Source organism: Streptomyces sp. NPDC037288 (assembly GCF_055603265.1).
Genome location: NZ_JBVJVY010000018.1, coordinates 18,579 through 36,644, shown reverse-complemented (window position 1 = coordinate 36,644; position 18,066 = coordinate 18,579). Strand labels below are relative to the sequence as shown.

The 18,066-nt window shown below is 72.6% G+C and carries 17 protein-coding genes; 7 read left to right on the top strand and 10 right to left on the bottom strand.

Annotation, left to right across the window (positions count from 1 at the left end; all coding sequences use genetic code 11):
- The first annotated feature begins 412 nt into the window (after window positions 1–412).
- From ACZ7GZ_RS21085 to ACZ7GZ_RS21075, 3 genes are all read left to right on the top strand, one after another.
- Window positions 413–850: a Fur family transcriptional regulator gene (locus ACZ7GZ_RS21085; protein ID WP_471026237.1), complete on the top strand. Its 438-nt coding sequence runs from the start codon at window positions 413–415 to the stop codon at window positions 848–850.
- A gap of 33 nt (window positions 851–883) precedes the next feature.
- Window positions 884–3,109: a catalase/peroxidase HPI gene (gene katG / locus ACZ7GZ_RS21080; protein ID WP_471026236.1), complete on the top strand. Its 2,226-nt coding sequence runs from the start codon at window positions 884–886 to the stop codon at window positions 3,107–3,109.
- Between the two features lie 238 nt (window positions 3,110–3,347).
- On the top strand, window positions 3,348–4,070 hold the full coding sequence (locus ACZ7GZ_RS21075) for a DUF4232 domain-containing protein (protein WP_471026233.1): 723 nt from the start codon (window positions 3,348–3,350) through the stop codon (window positions 4,068–4,070).
- 120 nt (window positions 4,071–4,190) lie between these two features.
- Here ACZ7GZ_RS21075 and ACZ7GZ_RS21070 read toward each other — a convergent pair whose 3' ends face one another.
- The 3 genes from ACZ7GZ_RS21070 to ACZ7GZ_RS21060 all read right to left on the bottom strand — a co-directional run bounded on the left by ACZ7GZ_RS21070 (window position 4,191) and on the right by ACZ7GZ_RS21060 (window position 6,764).
- Window positions 4,191–4,472 carry a hypothetical protein gene (locus ACZ7GZ_RS21070; RefSeq protein WP_471026231.1) on the bottom strand — a complete coding sequence of 94 codons (282 nt, stop codon included), beginning with the start codon at window positions 4,470–4,472 and terminating at the stop codon, window positions 4,191–4,193.
- Between the two features lie 379 nt (window positions 4,473–4,851).
- Window positions 4,852–5,787 carry a serine hydrolase gene (locus tag ACZ7GZ_RS21065; protein WP_471026229.1) on the bottom strand — a complete coding sequence of 312 codons (936 nt, stop codon included), beginning with the start codon at window positions 5,785–5,787 and terminating at the stop codon, window positions 4,852–4,854.
- Window positions 5,784–6,764 carry a LysR family transcriptional regulator gene (locus ACZ7GZ_RS21060; protein ID WP_471026228.1) on the bottom strand — a complete coding sequence of 327 codons (981 nt, stop codon included), beginning with the start codon at window positions 6,762–6,764 and terminating at the stop codon, window positions 5,784–5,786. The genes ACZ7GZ_RS21065 and ACZ7GZ_RS21060 overlap by 4 nt, the downstream gene beginning before the upstream one ends.
- 129 nt (window positions 6,765–6,893) lie before the next feature.
- Here ACZ7GZ_RS21060 and bla point away from each other — a divergent pair, with 129 nt between their 5' ends.
- Complete coding sequence (gene bla, locus ACZ7GZ_RS21055) at window positions 6,894–7,844, top strand: class A beta-lactamase (protein ID WP_471026226.1); 951 nt, start codon at window positions 6,894–6,896, stop codon at window positions 7,842–7,844.
- 82 nt (window positions 7,845–7,926) lie between these two features.
- On the opposite strand, the gene ACZ7GZ_RS21050 is transcribed toward bla, so the two are convergent.
- Window positions 7,927–8,316, bottom strand: coding sequence for a VOC family protein (locus ACZ7GZ_RS21050; RefSeq protein WP_471026407.1), 390 nt, complete (start codon window positions 8,314–8,316; stop codon window positions 7,927–7,929).
- Window positions 8,317–8,823: 507 nt separating this feature from the next.
- Here ACZ7GZ_RS21050 and ACZ7GZ_RS21045 point away from each other — a divergent pair.
- The 3 genes from ACZ7GZ_RS21045 to ACZ7GZ_RS21035 all read left to right on the top strand — a co-directional run bounded on the left by ACZ7GZ_RS21045 (window position 8,824) and on the right by ACZ7GZ_RS21035 (window position 10,360).
- Window positions 8,824–9,057 (top strand): mycothiol transferase, encoded by a 234-nt coding sequence (locus ACZ7GZ_RS21045; protein WP_471026405.1) that lies wholly within the window; start codon window positions 8,824–8,826, stop codon window positions 9,055–9,057.
- A gap of 110 nt (window positions 9,058–9,167) precedes the next feature.
- Entirely contained in the window at window positions 9,168–9,350 is a 183-nt protein-coding gene (locus ACZ7GZ_RS21040) for a hypothetical protein (RefSeq protein WP_471026224.1), read from the top strand.
- A gap of 119 nt (window positions 9,351–9,469) precedes the next feature.
- Window positions 9,470–10,360, top strand: coding sequence for an SDR family oxidoreductase (locus tag ACZ7GZ_RS21035; protein WP_471026222.1), 891 nt, complete (start codon window positions 9,470–9,472; stop codon window positions 10,358–10,360).
- Window positions 10,361–10,362: 2 nt separating this feature from the next.
- Here ACZ7GZ_RS21035 and ACZ7GZ_RS21030 read toward each other — a convergent pair whose 3' ends face one another.
- The 6 genes from ACZ7GZ_RS21030 to ACZ7GZ_RS21005 all read right to left on the bottom strand — a co-directional run bounded on the left by ACZ7GZ_RS21030 (window position 10,363) and on the right by ACZ7GZ_RS21005 (window position 17,884).
- Entirely contained in the window at window positions 10,363–11,922 is a 1,560-nt protein-coding gene (locus ACZ7GZ_RS21030) for a N,N-dimethylformamidase beta subunit family domain-containing protein (protein ID WP_471026220.1), read from the bottom strand.
- A 143-nt stretch (window positions 11,923–12,065) separates the two neighbouring features.
- On the bottom strand, window positions 12,066–12,296 hold the full coding sequence (locus tag ACZ7GZ_RS21025) for a hypothetical protein (RefSeq protein ID WP_471026218.1): 231 nt from the start codon (window positions 12,294–12,296) through the stop codon (window positions 12,066–12,068).
- 16 nt (window positions 12,297–12,312) lie between these two features.
- The gene (locus ACZ7GZ_RS21020) at window positions 12,313–14,136 is read right to left on the bottom strand and encodes a phospholipase C (RefSeq protein ID WP_471026215.1); all 1,824 of its coding nucleotides are present in this window, start codon (window positions 14,134–14,136) and stop codon (window positions 12,313–12,315) included.
- Window positions 14,137–14,312: 176 nt separating this feature from the next.
- Complete coding sequence (gene efeB / locus ACZ7GZ_RS21015; protein WP_471026214.1) at window positions 14,313–15,560, bottom strand: iron uptake transporter deferrochelatase/peroxidase subunit; 1,248 nt, start codon at window positions 15,558–15,560, stop codon at window positions 14,313–14,315.
- Window positions 15,557–16,765 (bottom strand): EfeM/EfeO family lipoprotein, encoded by a 1,209-nt coding sequence (locus ACZ7GZ_RS21010; protein ID WP_471026212.1) that lies wholly within the window; start codon window positions 16,763–16,765, stop codon window positions 15,557–15,559. The genes efeB and ACZ7GZ_RS21010 overlap by 4 nt, the downstream gene beginning before the upstream one ends.
- A 345-nt stretch (window positions 16,766–17,110) precedes the next feature.
- The gene (locus ACZ7GZ_RS21005; RefSeq protein WP_471026211.1) at window positions 17,111–17,884 is read right to left on the bottom strand and encodes a polysaccharide deacetylase family protein; all 774 of its coding nucleotides are present in this window, start codon (window positions 17,882–17,884) and stop codon (window positions 17,111–17,113) included.
- Between the last annotated feature and the right edge of the window lie 182 nt (window positions 17,885–18,066).

The window sequence follows — 18,066 nt, the reverse complement described above, 5'->3', positions numbered from 1 at the left end:
CCGGCTTGCCGCGCCACCGGCGTCTGTCCGGGGCCACATGATGCGGGCATGCCCCCGACCCATGCCCCGACACGTCCTCCGACGCATCCCTCGGCCCGTCCCCCAGCCCGTCCCCTGGCCCGGCCCCGCACCCATTCCCCGGCCCGCACCCATTCCCCGGCCCGCCCCCTGACCCGCCCCGCGACCGTGCACCGGATCGCTCGCGCCGGCCACGCCGGGCACAGCCACCCGACGGCGGACGCCTGCTGCTGGCGGAGTCATGCGCAGGCAAACGGGGACGCAAACGCTCGGGCGGGCGCGGGAGCGGGAGCCGGGGTGGACGCGGAGACGGCCGGCAGGCGACGGGACGCGACCAAAATTGCATCATTCGTTTTCTTGAACCCTTCGTGTTTATGAGGGTAGGTTCGCCCTCATGACCGCCTCCCCGCCCCCGACCACCGCCGAGGAGCTCCGCGGTGCCGGCCTGCGCGTGACGGCAGCCCGCGTCGCGCTGCTGGAGACCGTCCGGGCGGGCGACCACCTCGGCGTCGAGGCGATCGCCTCCGGGGTGCGCGACCGCGTGGGCCACATCTCCCTGCAAGCCGTCTACGAGGCCCTGCACGCCCTCACCGCGGCGGGTCTGGTCCGCCGTATCGAGCCGGCCGGTCACCCGGCCCGGTACGAGGGACGCGTGGGCGACAACCACCACCACATCGTGTGCCGGTCCTGCGGTGCCGTCGCCGACGTCGACTGCGCGGTCGGCGACGCGCCCTGTCTGACCGCCTCCGACCACCGCGGCTTCGCCATCGACGAGGCCGAGGTCGTCTACTGGGGCACCTGCCCCGACTGTTCCACCGGCCGCAGTTCCTGAGCACCGAGTTCCGCACAGTTCGGAAGGATTGCCATGACTGAGAACCACGACGCGATCGTCACAGACGCGAAGGCGGAGGGGGCGAGCGGCGGCTGCCCCGTCGCCCATGACCGGGCCCTGCACCCGACCCAGGGCGGTGGCAACCGCCAGTGGTGGCCGGAGCGGCTCAACCTGAAGATCCTGGCCAAGAACCCGCCGGTGACGAACCCGCTCGGTGAGGAGTTCGACTACGCCGAGGCGTTCCAGAGCGTGGACCTTCCGGCCCTGAAGCGGGACATCGCCGAGGTGCTCACCACCTCGCAGGACTGGTGGCCGGCCGACTTCGGCCACTACGGCCCGCTGATCATCCGCATGGCCTGGCACAGCGCGGGCACGTACCGCATCAGCGACGGCCGGGGCGGCGCCGGCGCCGGCCAGCAGCGCTTCGCGCCGCTGAACAGCTGGCCGGACAACGCCAACCTGGACAAGGCCCGCCGTCTGCTGTGGCCGGTGAAGAAGAAGTACGGCCAGAAGATCTCCTGGGCCGACCTGATGGTCCTCGCCGGCAACGTGGCCCTGGAGTCCATGGGCTTCACGACCTTCGGCTTCGGCGGCGGCCGCGCGGACGTCTGGGAGGCGGAGGAGGACGTCTACTGGGGTCCGGAGACGACCTGGCTGGACGACAAGCGCTACACCGGCGACCGCGAGCTGGAGAACCCGCTCGGCGCCGTCCAGATGGGCCTGATCTACGTCAACCCCGAGGGCCCCAACGGCAACCCGGACCCGCTGGCCGCGGCCCGCGACATCCGTGAGACCTTCCGCCGCATGGCGATGAACGACGAGGAGACCGTCGCGCTGATCGCGGGCGGCCACACCTTCGGCAAGACCCACGGCGCCGGCCCCGCCGACGCGGTCGGCGCCGACCCCGAGGCCGCCGGCTTCGAGGAGCAGGGGCTCGGCTGGAAGAGCACCCACGGCACCGGCAAGGGCGCGGACGCCATCACCTCCGGCCTGGAGGTCACCTGGACCGCCACGCCGACCCAGTGGGACAACGGCTTCTTCGACATCCTCTTCGGCTACGAGTGGGAGCTGACCGAGTCCCCGGCCGGCGCCAAGCAGTGGGTGGCCAAGGACGCCGAGGCGATCGTCCCGGACCCGCAGGACCCGTCGAAGAAGCGCCTCCCCACGATGCTCACCACCGACCTCTCGCTGCGCTTCGACCCGATCTACGAGCCGATCTCCCGCCGGTTCCACGAGAACCCGCAGGAGTTCGCGGACGCCTTCGCCCGTGCCTGGTACAAGCTCACGCACCGTGACATGGGTCCGAAGTCGCTGTACCTCGGCCCCGAGGTCCCGGCGGAGACGCTGATCTGGCAGGACCCGCTGCCGGCGCGCGAGGGCGAGCTGATCGACGACGCCGACGTCGCGGCCCTGAAGACCAAGCTGCTCGACTCGGGCCTGTCCGTGGCCCAGCTGGTCACCACGGCCTGGGCGTCCGCCTCCACCTTCCGGGGCAGCGACAAGCGCGGCGGCGCCAACGGCGCCCGTATCCGCCTGGCCCCGCAGCGCGGCTGGGAGGTCAACGAGCCCGACGAGCTGGCCCAGGTGCTGCGCACCCTGGAGGGCATCCAGCAGGACTTCAACGCCTCCTCCGGCGCCAAGAAGGTCTCTCTGGCCGACCTGATCGTCCTCGGCGGTGTCGCCGCGGTCGAGAAGGCCGCCAAGGAGGGCGGGTTCGAGGTCCGCGTGCCCTTCACGGCGGGCCGGGTGGACGCGACCGAGGAGCACACCGACGCCGAGTCCTTCGAGGCACTGGAGCCGACCGCGGACGGCTTCCGCAACTACCTCGGCAAGGGCAACCGCCTGCCGGCCGAGTACCTGCTGGTCGACAAGGCGAACCTGCTGACCCTGAGCGCGCCCGAGCTGACGGTGCTCGTCGGTGGTCTGCGCGTCCTGGGCGCCAACCACCAGCAGTCCCAGCTCGGTGTCCTCACGAAGACGCCCGGTGTCCTCACCAACGACTTCTTCGTCAACCTGCTCGACATGGGCACGGTCTGGAAGTCGACCTCCGAGGACCAGACCACGTTCGAGGGCCGCGACGCCGTCACCGGCGAGCTGAGGTGGGCCGGCAGCCGCGCCGACCTGGTCTTCGGCTCCAACTCCGAGCTGCGCGCGCTCGCCGAGGTCTACGCGAGCGACGACGCGAAGGAGAAGTTCGTCAAGGACTTCGTCGCCGCGTGGGACAAGGTCATGAACCTGGACCGGTTCGACCTGGTCTGAGCATCGCTTCGAGGGCGTCCGGCCCGGCCTGTACAGGTCGGGCCGGACGCCCTTGTCGTTCGCCGGGGGCTTCCGCAGAGGGGGGTCTTTCCCCTTCGCCCCTCACGGAACTGTCACAGATGATCCACAACGGTCACAGCCGATCCACAGCGGAAACCCGGGGCCTCACGGCTCTGTCTCCCCCGGTGCGTACCGGCAGAGAGCCGGTCGGACACGTACACCGGAATCGGGGGACCTCATGGACCACCGCAACACCATCCGCCTTGCCGCATCGGCGACGGCCGCGATCGCTGCCGCGCTGTCGCTCACGGCGTGCGGGCCGGGAGGCGGCGACGGAACGGCCAGGACGTCCTCCCCGACCCCGGCCTCCGTAGCCCCCTCCGCTTCCTCCCCCTCCGCCCCCACCACCGCGAGCCACAGCCCCGCGGCCACCTCGGCCCCGGGAACCTCCGGCGGCGGCGCGTCGGCCGCTTCGGCTGCCCCGGTCTCTCCCGCGGCCCACACCACGGCCGCCACGGCGCCGTCGTGCACGGTGTCGGCCGTGAAGGCGACCGCCTACCAGGCGGCCGACCGTCCGGACGGTACCGGTACGGGCGCGGCGATAGTCGAGTTCACCAACGTCTCCGCACATGCGTGCGTCCTGCAGGGCCACCCGACGGTGGCCGGCGCGGGCAACGGTTCCCCCGGGCACAACAGCCCGCTGAAGGTGACCCCCACGGGCACCGCGTCGGCCGTGCGCGTCGCGCCGGGCGGCAAGGCATGGGTGAAGCTGACCTTCCACCAGGTCCAGGGCGAGGCCGACGGCTACTGCAAGTCCGGCGCGAAGCCCGCCGTCTACCCGACGCTCGTGGTCGGCCTGCCCGGCGCCGGCGCGCACCAGGTCGCGCTGAACGACGGAGAGTTCGCCGAGTGCGACAACACCGTCACCGCGACCGCGGTCACGGCGGCGAAGCCTGTCTGACCGGCACTTTCAGCGGGTGGCCCCGCCGCAGACCGCGGCCGGGCCGCCCGCCCCGTCGCCGCGCAGGGTGATCGGGATGGCGCCGTGAGCCAAGCCGTCGACCGCACCTTCGGACGGTCTTCACACGTCGCGGTGGTGGACGAGGACCAGCGTCAGGCACACCGCGACGAGCGGCCAGACGGCGTAGGTGATCCATGAACCGGCGATCGTCTGGGGGTAGGGCCCCTGGCCGAAGGGATGGCTTACGGTGACGAGGTTCTCCCAGGCGTTGCGGGGCAGCGCGTGGGAGATGTCGGCGCCGACGCGCCGGCTGTCGTTGAAGACGTCGGGCAGCAGGAGCAGGACCCCGGCGGTGGTGACCAGCGTGGTCGCGCCGTGCCGGATCACCGCGCCGAAACCCATGCCATGAGCGCGGACACCGGCGCGAGCAGGGCGGAGGCGGTGACGGCCCGCAGCACCCCCGGGTAGCCGATCGACAGGCCGATGTGCCGGCCGGACAGGATGCCCTGGCTGACGGCGAACGAGGTCGTCGAGACAACTCGGCGCCCGTGACCGCGTACAGCTGGTGATCACCGCCTACGAGACGGGCCTGGTAGCACCCGCCCGATGAGCCGCCCACGCGTGCAGCCGCCGGCCGGGTCCGCGAAGCCGGGCGAGGCGGCACTCCACGACGCCGACCGGGAACAGCGCCCTGAAAGGGGCGCGGGGAACCGCGCGCGCCACCACGTCGCACCCGCCGCCTGACCACGCACACCTGCACGGCGCCGACGCGAACGCCCCTTCACCGACGCAACACCTCGAACGCCTCCCGCCCCGCACTCCCGATCGCAAGGTCGCCATCCGCCGCAAGTCCGGCGCAGCGCCCCACGTGGGTCAGCGCAGCCACGGCCACCCGGTCCCCCGACTCGGACTCGACCACACCGATCTCGTGCCGCAGATGCAGAAACGTCCCCGTCTTCCCGCTCCACCGCAACGTGTCCGCCCGCAACTCGCTCGCCAGCCGGTGCGTGAAGACCTGCAGACCCATCAGTCGCCGCAACTCCGCGGTCGCCGCGGGCACGGAGATCTCGTCGCACCACACCCGCCGCAACAGCCCCACCAACGCCGCGGCCGACCCCACGTTCGCGTACGCCGGATCCAGGGTCTCGATGGTGTGCCGGCCCGCCCGCTCGTCCCGCACGGCCAACTCCAGTGCGAGGGAGAAATCGTTCCCCGCCGCACCGGCGGCGCACTCGTACATGTGGTTCATCCGGTGCCGCATCCGGAGGTCCCCGCACCCCCAGTCACGCAGCCGGGCGTCCACGTCCGCCACCGGCACCAGATCGAGCAGGGCGTCCGCCGCCGCGTTGTCGCTCACCGACAGCATCTGCAGGACGAGGTCGCCGACGGCCACGCTCGCCGGGTACCGGAACGCGGCGAGCCCGGTGGGACCCACGCTGCTGCGTGCCGGGTCGACCGTCACCGGGTGCGCCGGATCGAGGTCCCCGGCCGCGATCCGGTCCAGCACGACGAGGGCGAGCGGGACCTTCGCCACCGACGCGAGCGGCATCATCTCCTCGACGTCGAAGCCGAGTTGTTCGCCCGTGTCGAGGTTCCGGGCGAGGAACGAGCCGCGCACGCCGAGGGCCGACCAGTCCGCGGCGATCGCCTCGGCGACGTCCAGGAGGGCGCCGTAGTCGCCGACGTACACCGGGTGGTGCACCGCCGCCGCGCTCATCCGCGTGCCGCCAGCCGAGCGGGGGCGTTCTCGGCGCCGGGGCCCGGCGTGCCGGGACCGGGGGCGACGGCTCCCACGGCCGACGCCAGCAGGGGCACCAGCCAGTCCGGTGCTTGCGCCGCGCCGGCCCGGTCCGGGGCGGCGCCCACGTCGTACCCCCGGTGCAGCGACCCGTCGCCCAGCGGCGCCCACCGGGCCCCGTGCTGCCGGGCGAACGGTTCGGCGCACAGCAGCAGCGCCCGACCGGCCAGGGTCTCGGCGAGTGCGGTGGCCGCGGACCCGGCCGGCCGGAACCGGCCCGGGGGCAGCCCGGCCCGGGCCACGGCACGCTCCAGACGGTCCTCGCAAGCGGGCAGGTGATCCTCCGGCAGGGTCAACACCGGCAGGGGCGCGGGGAATCCGGCGGTACGGCGGCGGGGCCGCAGGTCGTCCAGGTGGACCGCGCGCAGCGAGCGGTCGTACGCCGGGAGCCGCTCGCCGTCCGCTGCCTCGGGCGCCGACGCAAGGCCCAGCGGCACCCGGAACGCGCCCCGCTCCGGAGGAACTCGCACCAGCGCGTAGCCGAGCGAGCCGTCGGCGAGCCCGGAAACCCTTTCCCCTGGCGGCAGTTCACGCATGCCGAGGGTGATTCCGCGCTCGGCGCCGGCGCGGATCGCGCGTGCCAGCGCCGCCGGGGCACAGTTCGCGGGCACCCCGACGGCTCGCATCCGCGTCCGCTCTGCCGCACCGGCGACCTGCCGCAGCCGCTGGGCCCGGTCCAGCACGTCGCGCGCGTACGGCAGCAGCAGCACCCCCAGCTCCGTGGTCGTGATCTGCCGCCGCGCACGGTCGAACAACAGGCCGCCGAAGTGTTCCTCCAGCGTCTTGATACGGCGGCTGAGCAGCGGCTGGGCGATACCGAGCCGGTCGGCCGCCCGGGAGAAGCTCGCTTCGTCGGCCGTCGCGACGTACGCCTCGAGGTGCGCCAGGAGATCCATGCTGCACTCATACCAATAAGACATGGAGGGTTCAAAGTTCCCTCTTGGACATGAGGCGAGTCCGAATGTTTCGCTGGCCCCGTCGAAGATCCACGACTCCCGTCACGGACGACCAGGAGGACTGTGCCCATGACCAGCTCCCACCGCCCCGGCCCCCAGGGCCCCGGCCCCCACCCCATGGCCCGCCGCGGTCTGTTCAGGGCGGGCGTCGCGCTCGCCGCCTCTGCCGCCGCGGCCGGCGCGGTCTCCGCACCCGCCGCCTCGGCGGCCGCCGACCGTGAACAACGCGGTGCGGAAGCCGAGTTGACTGAGCTGGAGCAGCGGCACGGCGCCCGGCTCGGTGTGTACGCCCGCAATCTCCGCACCGGCCGGACCGTGGCGCACCGGGCGGGGGAGCGGTTCGCGATGTGTTCGACGTTCAAGGCGTTCGCCGCGGCGGCGGTGCTGCGCGACCACGGCGGGTGCGCGCCGCTGGACAAGGTGATCCACTATCCGCCGCACGACATCCTGCCCAACTCGCCGCGCACCCAGGAGCACGTGGACACCGGCATGACGGTGGCGGACCTGTGCGCGGCGGCGATCCAGTACAGCGACAACGCGGCCGGCAACCTGCTGCTGCGCGAGATCGGCGGACCCGCCGGACTCACCCGCTTCTTCCGCTCGCTCGACGACCGGGTGAGCCGGCTCGACCGGTGGGAGACGGACCTGGGCAGTGCGATCCCCGGGGACTTGCGCGACACCACCACCCCGCAGGCCCTCGGCCGCAGCTTCGAGCGGCTCACCCTGGGCCGGGCACTCGCCCGCGCCGACCGGGAACGGCTCGTCGGCTGGCTGAAGGGCAACACCACCAGCGCCGCGCGGTTCCGCGCCGGACTGCCGCGCGACTGGGTCCTGGCGGACAAGACCGGCACGGGCGACCACGGGAGCGCCAACGACATCGGCGTGGCCTGGACGACCCGGAGGACACCGCTGCTGCTGACGGTGCTGTCGGCCAAGCCTGCCCAGGACGCACCGGCGGACGACGCGCTCGTCGCGGACGCGGCGCGGATCGTGGCCGGCGTCCTGGCGCCGGGCGAGTAGCCGGCCAAGCTCACTGAGGCTGTTTCAGGAGCTCATCAGGCCGGTTCTGGACCGGCACCAACGGCTCCCGGTGCTCCGCGGGTCAGGCCGGCCAGCCGCCGTAGGGGACGGTGATCAGCTCCATCGCGTGGCCCGCCGGATCCATGAAGTACACGCCGCGACCGCCGTCGTTGTGGTTGATCGTGCCGGGCTGCCGCCGGTGCGGATCGGCGTAGTGCTCGATGCCGCGCTCGGCGATGCGCGCGTACGCCGCGTCGAACTCCTCCTCGGAGACCAGGAACGCGTAGTGCTGTGACGTGATCCGGTCCGCCGGAATGGTGGCGAAGTCCAGGGTGACTCCGTTGCTCAGGGCCACCGCGACGAACGGGCCCCATTCCCCGGTGATCTCAAGACCGAGCAGCTCGGCGAAGAACTCGGCGGACTCCCGGTTGTCCCGGGCATGGACGATGGTGTGGTTCAACTCGACCGACAAGGAATGCCTCCAGGGCATGTCCTGGCACCTCCATGCCTCACCCGGCTGGTGACCGGCACGCGATGCCGCCGTCGATCGTAACCACGCGTGCGGCGACGCGTCGATGCCGTTTCCGGTGGCTCAGGCGAGCATGTCTGCCGCGGCCACGGGACGTGCCTCCAGGTCGGTGCCACCGCCCAGGCACCAGGCCCGGTCCCCGGCCACCGCATGGCAGCTCGGCGAAGCCGTCGGGGGACACCGGCGAGACGGCGTCGGCCTGGCCGCACAGCGTGTTCGTCGCGGCCGGCCGGTCCCGCGGCACGTCCCCGGCACGGCACAGAGGACACGATCTGACCTAAGTGCTCTCTAGGGTCGGACCATGGTCACTTCTTCGGAGAACCGCCAGTCCCTGCCGTCCGGCGAGCACGCCGAGCTGCTGCAAGCCCTGGCCGAACAGCGCGCGTTGCTGTTGATCACCGTGCGCGGCCTGACCGATGCCGAGGCCGCGCGCCGGACCACGGTGAGCGGCTGCTGGAGGAGTACGCGGCAGGGACCCGCGCGATCGAGGAGGCCGTCACGGCTCTGCCGGACCTGGGCCGGACCGTGCCGCTGCCCAGGACCCCCTGGTCCCCGCCCGAGACCGGGTACTGGTCCGCCCGGCGCATCCTGCTGCATCTGATCCGGGAGACGGCCCAGCACGCGGGCCACGCGGACATCGTCCGGGAGGCGCTGGACGGCGCGAACACCACCGCACAGCGGTGACCGACCGCACGGTTTCCCAGTACCGCAAGTAACATGATGACCTTGTCTCCGGGTGTACCAGTCAGTCAACTTTGGCGCCGTCCCAGGGCGGCGCCCTGCCGGAGATGTCCATGTCTACTGTCAACGACGCGCTGGAGAACGCGCGCCTCACCTACGAGCAGCACATGCGCACGTGCCGTCAGTGCCATGCCGACCGCGCGGCCTGCGCCGTGGCCAAGCACCTCCTGCGGATCTACAACCTCGCCCGCAGGGACCACATGCGCGCGGGAGGGCGGCACACGGCGGCGGACTGACGGCAGCGGGGCGCGGCGGATCGGCGCCAGCGGGCCGCGGCCGGCCGACCGGGCTTTTCGGCCCGTGTGATCCGGGAACCCGGTCGCGGTCCTGTCCGCCCGAGACGCAGGAGGCCACCGTGACGGACCAGCGCGGTGACCGGCCGAACCCGGTCACCCAGCACGCCCGCCCAGACTTCCCCTCCCAGCACCAGCCGCATCCGGGCTGGACCGGCCCGATGGACCCGCCGCCCGACCACGGCGAGGAGTCCTACCGTGGCGCGGGCCGGCTGGACGGCCGTAAGACCGTGATCACGGGCGGGGACTCCGGCATCGGCCGGGCGGTGGCCCTCGCCTTCGCCCGTGAGGGCGCCGACGTGCTGTTCACCCACCTCGCCGAGGAGGAGGACGAGGCCCGCGAGACGTCCCGGCTGGTGGAGGAGGCCGGGCGCAAGGCGGTCGCCGTCTCCTGCGACATCCGCGAGGAGGCCGACTGCCGGGCGCTGATCGAGCGGGCGGTCGACGAGTTCGGGCGCATCGACGTGCTGGTGAACAACGCCGCCTACCAGATGTCCCAGCCGGACGGGATCGAGGCGATCAGCAGCGAGCAGTTCGACCGGGTCATGCGGACGAACCTGTACGGCATGTTCTGGCTCACCAAGTTCGCCCTGCCGCACATCCCGGCCGGCGGCTGCGTCATCAACTCGACGTCCGTCCAGGCGTACCGGCCCAGCCCGCACCTGCTGGACTACGCGATGACCAAGGGCGCGATCGTCACCTTCACGCAGGGCCTCGCGCAGATGGTCGCCGAGCGCGGCATCCGGGTCAACGCGGTCGCACCGGGGCCGGTGTGGACGCCCCTGATCCCGTCGACCATGCCGGACACGGCGGAGTTCGGCAAACAGGCCCCGCTCGGCCGCCCGGCCCAGCCCGCCGAACTGGCTCCGGCCTACGTCTACTTGGCCTCGCCCCAGGCGAGCTACATCACCGCCGAGATCCTCAACGCGACCGGCGGCACACCGCTGCCCTGAGGTCAGGCCTCGTCGTACAGCGCCGCCGCGTTGGGGCGGGGCGGCGGGGCGTGCCGCGCCGCGGGCCCCTTCGCGAAGGTCCGCAGAAGGTTCTCCGTGGTGCGGGTGGCGAAGGCGCGGGTACGGGCGTCCATGCCGTGGTCCCGCCCGAACATGCCCGTCCCGGCCACCAGGCCCTCCACCCAGCGCATGGTGCCGGTCGCGAACACGCCCGCGCCGCCGGCCGCCGTGTAGTACGCCGAGTCGCTGTGGCTGGGCCGGCCGCCGCAGACCAGCGGGGAGTGCGCGGTGATCTCCAGGGGCCCCGGGGTGGGGGCGCCGGGGGTGACGCGGTCGTACTCGACGCCGACGAGATGGGCGAAGGAGTCGCCGGAGCGTACGCCGGTGCCGTCGTACAGCCAGTGATCGGCGGCCTGGACGACATAGGGCGCGTCGACCGGATACCCCTCGTAGAGCACGCCGGTCAGCGAGGACTCCGGGTCCGCGGCGGGCGGGAGCCGGTAGTCGGTGGTCACCAGGGCCGGCTGCGAACCGTAGCAGGGGTCGGCCCGGTAGGCGCTCTTGTAGCAGACCACCGTACGGTCGTCCGCGGCTTCCCCGGCCTCCAGCCGGACGCGGCGGAAGCAGGTGTTCGCGCCGAGGAAGGCGAGGTTCGTCCCGGCGTCGCGGGCAGCGGCCACATGGGCCCGCTGCCGCGGCGTCCAGTACTCGTCGTGCCCCAGGAAGACCGCGGCGTGCGCGCCCCGCAGCACCCCGGGATCCCGGTGGACGTCGACGCCCGTGCTGTAGGCGAGCGGAATGCCCAGCCGCTCGGCCAGCACCACCAGCGCCCACTCGTACACCAGGAACTTCTCGGCACCCACGCCGTCGTAGGGCCGGTCGAAGCTCACCGCGAGGGAGCGGGTGGCGTACGCCCCGGAGGAGCCGGCGTAGAGGCTGCTGCCGCCCCAGCGGTTGTACGCCTGCCAGGTCGCCGGAGCGTGCACAAGGACCGTGCGGCCCGCGCCCTCGGCGGAGCGGACGATCAGCGGCACGTACCTCTGGTGGCCGGAGTCCGCCTCCAGCCGCAGCAGATAGGCGCCCTCCGGCCAGCCGGAGGTGTCCACGGGCAGCGTCCGCGGCCAGTCGGCGCGCACGGTACGGGTCGCGGGCAGCACACGCGGGGCCGGCCGGGCGCGGCCGGGTATGCGCTCCGACGCCCAGACCCGGCGGGCCCGCCGGCCGCCGTACCAGCCGACCCGGAACGCGGAGACGCGGAAGGACACTGCGGTCGTCGACACATGCAGAGCGAACGCCTCGCCCGGGGTCACGCTCACCCGGTCCGTGTAGCCGGCCACGGCGTCCGGTGGCCCGGCCGGCCCCAGACGCCAGTCGGCGGTGCCCGGCGCGTCACGCTCCGCCTCGGGTCGCAGCCGCCGCCCGCCCCGGCCGGCCGTGTCGTGCGGATGCGGCGGCGCGGCCGTGCACGCGGCGGCCGTGCCGAGGCCCAGACCGGCGCACAGGGTGAGAAAACGCCGGCGGCCGGGGTCGGCGGACGGTGTCGTTCCGTGTCCCGGAGCCACATGACCTCCCGGAGGCGTGTCCGCTCCAGCGTTCCGGTGTCTGCCCGCGCGCCGCAACCCCGCACCGGGGCTAGAGGCCGGCGGTGGTGGGGCTGCTCCCGGGCGGCGAGGACACCGGGGCCGCGGCCATCCGGGTGACGCTGTCAGATGCGGAAGCCGGTGTGCACGTGGCCGTGGTGGGTGGCGTCGCTGAAGAACCGACCGGCGGAGCCGCCCGCCGGCGGCACCGGCACTCCGAGGTCCCCGCCCACGCGCAGGCCGCGTGCGGCGAGCTGCTCCGCCACCCAGCCGGGGGCCGCGGCCCGCCAGGAGTCCTGCTCCCACGGACAGGGGGTACGACTGCGCCCCCGGAAATCGTCCGGGGGCGCAGTCATCCGTGGTGGTACGGGCTCAGGCGGTGCCGTGCTGCCTGCGGCGCAGGGTCAGGTACGTGCCGGTCGCACCCGCGGCCAGCAGGGCGCCCACACCGAGGCCGACCGGCAGGACCGGGAAGCCGGAGGCGTCGGTCGACGCGGCCGTGTTCTGCATCGCCGGACCCGGGGTGATGCTCGTGACCACCGGGGCGATGTGCCGGACCGGGCCGACGTGCCGCACCGAGCCGTCGGAGTTCAGCAGCACCTGCTTGTCGTTCGGGTGCCGGAAGTCGAACATGCCCGCCAGCGAGCCGGCCGTGGCGTCGAAGGAGTGGTCACCGATCCGGCCGGTGCTCCAGTTGTCCTCGATGAACCGGGTGATGGACGCCTGGTTGGTCAGGGTGTGGTCGACCTTGTTCACCTTGCTGTACGGCGAGATGACCAGCAGCGGCTGGCGGGTGCCGGGGCCGCAGCGGTCCGCGTAACCGCCGGCCGCCTTCGGGCCCTTCTGGCAGGCCGGGCTGTCGGTGGCCTTGCCGTTGGAGCCGGCCGAGGTGTCCGTCGAGCCGTTCCTGGGGGCGACGTAGGCGTGGTCGTACCAGCCGTCGGAGTCGTCGTAGGCGACCACGACCGCGGTGGACTTCCACTGCGGCGAGCTCTGGATCGCGTTGATCTGCTTGACCAGGAAGTGCTGTTCGTCGACCGGGTCGGAGTAGCCGGCGTGGCCGTCCTGGTACGCACCGGCCTTGACGAAGCTGACGGCCGGCAGCTTGCCCGCCTTCAGGGCGGCGGAGAAGTCGGTCAGGTCGTAGTTGTGGTTGGCCCGGCCGTTGTGGCCGATCTCCGAGACGCTCTTCGGCGCCAGGTGGTGCGGGTTCGCCGTCGACTTGTAGTAGGAGAACGGGTTGTGGTGCGGGCTGTAGTCGACCACGGCCGCGCCGCCCGTGTTGGTGTGCGTGGTGTCGCACTTGGCGTAGGAGCCGGACGTGCCGTTCCACGCGGCCGACGGGCGGAAGCCGCCCTGGAACCAGCCCCAGGTCACCTTCTGGGCGTTGAGCAGGTCACCGATGTTCCTGCCCTGCATCGCCGCCAGCGCGTCGCTGCTGGTGTGGCCCTTGCCGGAGCAGTCGTCCCAGGCCGGGTCGGGGTCGTTGATCATCGTGCCGACACCCTTGGCGTCGGGCGACTGGACCGCGTACGGGTCCGGCTTTGCCGTCTGCTTGCCGGTGGCCGGGTCGACGGAGACGACACCGTGCGTGTTGCCGGAGATCAGGTTCAGGGCGCCGGGCGTGGACGGGCCGTAGTTCGAGCTGTAGGCGCGGTCGCTCAGGGAGTAGTGCTGGGCGTAGTTCCACAGCGCGGTGACGGTGTTTCCGTCGTAGTAGTCCATCGCCAGGCCGGGCTCGCCGAACAGGCCGCCGCTGCACTTGTCGACCTCGGTGTTCTGCACGAACTGGTCGGCCCTGCCGCCGTTGTAGGCGTACTGCTCGGCGCCGTAGGAGTGGTTCTGGTCGCAGGTCATCGCCTGGGACGGGGACAGCCGCTTGGGCACGTACTGGTTCGGGTTGTGCTTCAGCAGCCCGGCGTGCGCGACGGTGTCGATGTTCTTCGGGGTGTTCTTCGCCGCGTGGAACTTCGTGCCGTCGGTGTTGGCGGCCTTCGGGTACGTGGCGAAGTAGTGGTCGAAGGAGATGTTCTCGTCGAAGAGCACGACGACGTGCTTGATCGGCGTCGCGGTCGAGGCCTGGTCTGCGGACACGGCCGCCCAGCCGGGCGCGTTGCTGCCGAGCGCGGTGAGCGCGGCGGCTCCCGCGAGCGCGCCGAGAGTGCGCAGCGCGGCTCGTCTTCCTCTGGTGGCCATGGTGGACTTCCCCTCCGGACTGAACGTTTGTGCGTGGTACGAGCACGGATGCTGCGCCCGTTGCGGGGCGCGTCGGCGGAGCCATGATGACCTGTGGGTGAACACCGAGTCAGGGATGTTGGGGTAAAACTTGACTGTGTGTTGACCCGGTCGGCGGCCGAGTTGTCCGGACAGGTTCAGCCCAACAGCGCACGCCCGTACCAGTCAGAGGCGTCCCGTACCCCGGGCAGCGCGAAGAAGTAGCCGCCGCCGAACGGGCTGATGTAGTCCGTCAGCGGCTCGCCCGCCAGCCGGTGCTGCACGGTTTCGAACTGCCGCTTCAGGTCCTGCTGGTAGCAGGAGAACAGCAGGCCCATGTCGAGGTTGCCGTTGGCGTCCATGCCCCGGTCGTAGTTGTAGGCGCGGCGAAGCAGGCGCTGTTCGGCGGTGCCGGGCGTACGCGGGTTGGCGAGGCGTATGTGCGCGTCCAGCGGGATGACGTCCCCCTTGGGATCGTCGGCGTACTTCGGCGTGTCGTGCTCGTGGTCGCCGTCCAGCGGCGCGCCGGAGACACGGGCGCGCCCGAACATCCGCTCCTGTTCGCCGAGCGAGACCCGGTCCCAGAACTCCACCAGCATCCGGATCAGCCGTACGACCTGGTAGCTGCCGCCGACCGCCCAGTCCGGCTCGCCCGTGCCCTTGCCCACCCACACCAGGCGGTTCATCTCGCGGGCGCTGGACGCGTCCGGGTTGGCGGTGCCGTCCTTGAAGCCCATCAGGTTCCGCGGAGTGCCCGAGGGCCGGGGTGGGCTGGAGAAGCCGTCCAGCCGCCAGCGGATCTGCATCGCGCCCCGGGTGTGCCGGGCGATGTCGCGCAGTGCGTGCAGGGTGATGTCCGGCTCGTCGGCGTGCAGTTGGAGGCTGAGGTCGCCGTGGCACCAGTCGGTCTGCAGGTCGTCGTCGGGGAAGGCGGGCATGGCGGTCAGCCGCCGGGGCCTTTGAGCGGCCAGCCCGAACCGGTCGTCGAAGAGCGAGGCGCCGACGCCGACGGTGACGGCCAACTGGCCGGGGGGCAGCGGGTCGCCGAGGACGCCCGAGTCCGCGGGCGGTCCGGTGATGCCGGCGGGGGAGGGCGTGCCGCCCGAGGTGAGGAAGCGGGCCCGGTCGGTGAGCGTGTGCAGCAGGTCGCTGAGTTCCGCGCGGCTCCCGGCGGTCACGTCGAGGGAGGCGAACACGCAGGACCGGCGCGGGGCCGCGAGGGCCGAGGCCTGGTGGACGCCGTGGAAGGGAGCGATCGCGGGGCTGGTGCCGGCTGTGCTGTCCGGGGCGGCGGCGCTCGTGGCGAGGCCCGCCCCGGCGAGGGCGGCGCCACGCAGGAAGCGGCGCCGGCCGAGGCCTTCGGGCAGTCCGGCGTCGCTTACCCGGTCGCTGGGACGGTCGTTCACACGGTCCTCCGCGGGTCGCACAGGGTGGCCACCGACGCCAGCCGCTCCACCAGGTCACCGAGGAGGGCGTTGATCTGCTCCCGCCGGGCGCGGCTCAGACCGTCGAGCGGGGCCCAGCGGTCGCCGTGCCGGAAGCCGTCGAGGGTGTGCTGCGCCCGGCCCAGGTCCCTGTCGAGCCCCGGCAGACCGGCGTACCGGGTGGTCAGCAGCGGGCGCAGCCGGGACAGCACCTCGCGCGTGCCGTCCAGGTTGGCGCGGGCGGTGGCGAGGTTGCTGCCGCTGCCGTAGTCGGTGCGGCCGGTCAGCTCGAGGAGGACGGTGTTCTCCAGGATCTCGTGCGCGCGCAGGCCCAGCTGGGCGGGGTCCATACGGGCCTGCGACCAGCTGTCCCGCAGCCCGGTCAGCGCCTTCACCAGCGCCGCCGCCGGGGCGCGCAGCCCGTCGGCCGGCTCACCGTGCCACAGCCCGTACTCGACGCGGTGGAACCCGGCGAAGTCCTTGTCGTGCACCCCGCCGGGCAGGCCCGCGTCGGTGCCGTTGATCTCTGCGTCCGCGTCCCCGAAGGCGTCGTACGCCGCCCCCAGCCGCTCGTACTCCAGATGCGCCGGCAGCCAGGCCGACCGGGCGGCTGCCAGGTCGCCCCGGTCGATCGCGTCCCTGAGCGCCGTGGTGAGCCGGACGGCGTCGTCGAGGCCGCCGCCGACCCACTTCTGGTAGGCGAGGGCGGGCGGGATCAGGTCGTGCTGCGTGACCGGTACGGCGCCCGGACCGCGCTGGCCGGCGGTGATGTGCACGCTGGGCCCGGTGACGGCGTCGGCGTCGTCGGGCACGCACTTGAAGGCGTACGTCCCCTTGCCCAGCCGGACGGTCAACTGCCGTGTGGTACCGGGACCGATGCCCTCCACCTCGCCGTACACCACCTGGCTGCCCGGGTCCTCCAGATACACCTCGGCGGCGCCGTCGGAGGAGTTGTGCAGGTCGAAGGTCCGCATCCCGGGCTCGGGCCGGGTCCAGCCCCGGCCGCAGCGGCTTTCCGACACGTCGATGACGATGTGCCCGGACGAGGCACCGCCGGACCGGCCGTGCCGCGCTCCGTCCGGCGAGACCGCCAGCACCGTGCCCGCGAGGGCCACGGCGAGGACGACGAACACGGCAGGGGCCGTCCGGAGCCGGACGGACCGCGTGCCGAGGCGAGGCAACGGCATGGCGAGCCTTTCCGGGACGACGTACGCAGAGGGCTCATGGTAGACACCCTCCGGATCCGAACAGCTGTCGCAGGGTGCCGATGACCGAGAATTTCCACGGGGTTCACCGTCATGTGGCCGGTCGCGGGTGTGCACGGCGGGAGCCGTCGCTCAGCATGAGCCCGCACGGTCCGAGCCGACTCGGGTGTGGCGGGGAGGCGGTGCACCGTCCCGCTCGCCACGGCCCTCGTGCCGGTCACCCTCGGCATGCTGCGGTGCGCGCCCGCAACGGCCACCGCCGCGGACGGCGGCTGCACGCCCGTGCCCGGGTGTCACCGGCTGAAGTCACCTGCCGGGGCGGCCCGTTCAGCGGACCGGGAAACCGAAGGAATAGCCCTGCTGCTTCAGCCACGGCAGCAGGATCCGCAGCGCGGCCACGGTCTGCGAGCGGTCGCCGCCCGCGTCGTGGAAGAGGATTGTCGGCCCGAGGTGCAGCTCGCGCTTGACCGTGGCGACGATGGCCTCGGTGCCCGGCCGCTCGAAGTCCTTGGAATCCACGTTCCAGCCCAGCGGCCGCATCCCGTGCGAGGCCGCCAGATGCCGGCTGTACGGGGTGAAGGCGCCGCCCGGAGCCCGGTAGTACATCGGCCGTACGCCGCCGGACGCCTTGGTGATCTGCTGATCGGCGCCCAGGATCTGCTGCGACTGGTAGGCCTCGGGCTTCTTGTCCATCGTCGTGTCGTGCGACACCGTGTGGTCGCACAGCCGGTGCCCGGCCGCCGTCACCTGCCGGACCAGCTCCGGATGCGCCTGGGCCTGCGGGCCGACCATGCAGAAGGTCGCCTTCACACCGTTCGCGCGCAGCAGTTGCAGCACCTGCGGGGTCCAGACCGGGTCCGGGCCGTCGTCGATGGTGATGTTGACCGCGTGCGCGCCCCCGTCCGAGGCGTGGGCGATGTCGGCGGACACGGCCGCGGGCTTGGGCGCGGCGTGCCCGGACGAGACGCCCGCCCGCGGCGCACCGCCGCCCGGCTGTCCGGCCTGTGCGCTCCACACCGACGCGGCCGCCGCCACCGCCGTTACCCCGACCGCCGCAGCGATCACCCGGCCGTGCCATCCCCGCCCGCCATGTCGCGCCATGCCCCGCCCCGTTCCGTGCCGTGTCCCTGTGTTGTTGTGCACCTGGTCGCTGTGCACCTGTCAGGACGGCCGGGGTTGAGCACAGGATCCGGCTGTTACAGATCACGGACAATTCCGAGGCGCTTCTGCGACAGAACGCTCCGTTGTGGCCCGAGGGGGCCGGGACGCAGGACAGCGCGCCC

Coding starts and splice junctions, on each gene's coding strand:
- ACZ7GZ_RS21085 (WP_471026237.1), top strand. CDS start 413: ATGACCGCCTCCCCGCCCCCGACCACCGCCGAGGAGCTCCGCGGTGCC.
- katG (WP_471026236.1), top strand. CDS start 884: ATGACTGAGAACCACGACGCGATCGTCACAGACGCGAAGGCGGAGGGG.
- ACZ7GZ_RS21075 (WP_471026233.1), top strand. CDS start 3,348: ATGGACCACCGCAACACCATCCGCCTTGCCGCATCGGCGACGGCCGCG.
- ACZ7GZ_RS21070 (WP_471026231.1), bottom strand. CDS start 4,472: ATGGGTTTCGGCGCGGTGATCCGGCACGGCGCGACCACGCTGGTCACC.
- ACZ7GZ_RS21065 (WP_471026229.1), bottom strand. CDS start 5,787: ATGAGCGCGGCGGCGGTGCACCACCCGGTGTACGTCGGCGACTACGGC.
- ACZ7GZ_RS21060 (WP_471026228.1), bottom strand. CDS start 6,764: ATGGATCTCCTGGCGCACCTCGAGGCGTACGTCGCGACGGCCGACGAA.
- bla (WP_471026226.1), top strand. CDS start 6,894: ATGACCAGCTCCCACCGCCCCGGCCCCCAGGGCCCCGGCCCCCACCCC.
- ACZ7GZ_RS21040 (WP_471026224.1), top strand. CDS start 9,168: ATGTCTACTGTCAACGACGCGCTGGAGAACGCGCGCCTCACCTACGAG.
- ACZ7GZ_RS21025 (WP_471026218.1), bottom strand. CDS start 12,296: ATGACTGCGCCCCCGGACGATTTCCGGGGGCGCAGTCGTACCCCCTGT.
- ACZ7GZ_RS21020 (WP_471026215.1), bottom strand. CDS start 14,136: ATGGCCACCAGAGGAAGACGAGCCGCGCTGCGCACTCTCGGCGCGCTC.
- ACZ7GZ_RS21010 (WP_471026212.1), bottom strand. CDS start 16,765: ATGCCGTTGCCTCGCCTCGGCACGCGGTCCGTCCGGCTCCGGACGGCC.
- ACZ7GZ_RS21005 (WP_471026211.1), bottom strand. CDS start 17,884: ATGGCGCGACATGGCGGGCGGGGATGGCACGGCCGGGTGATCGCTGCG.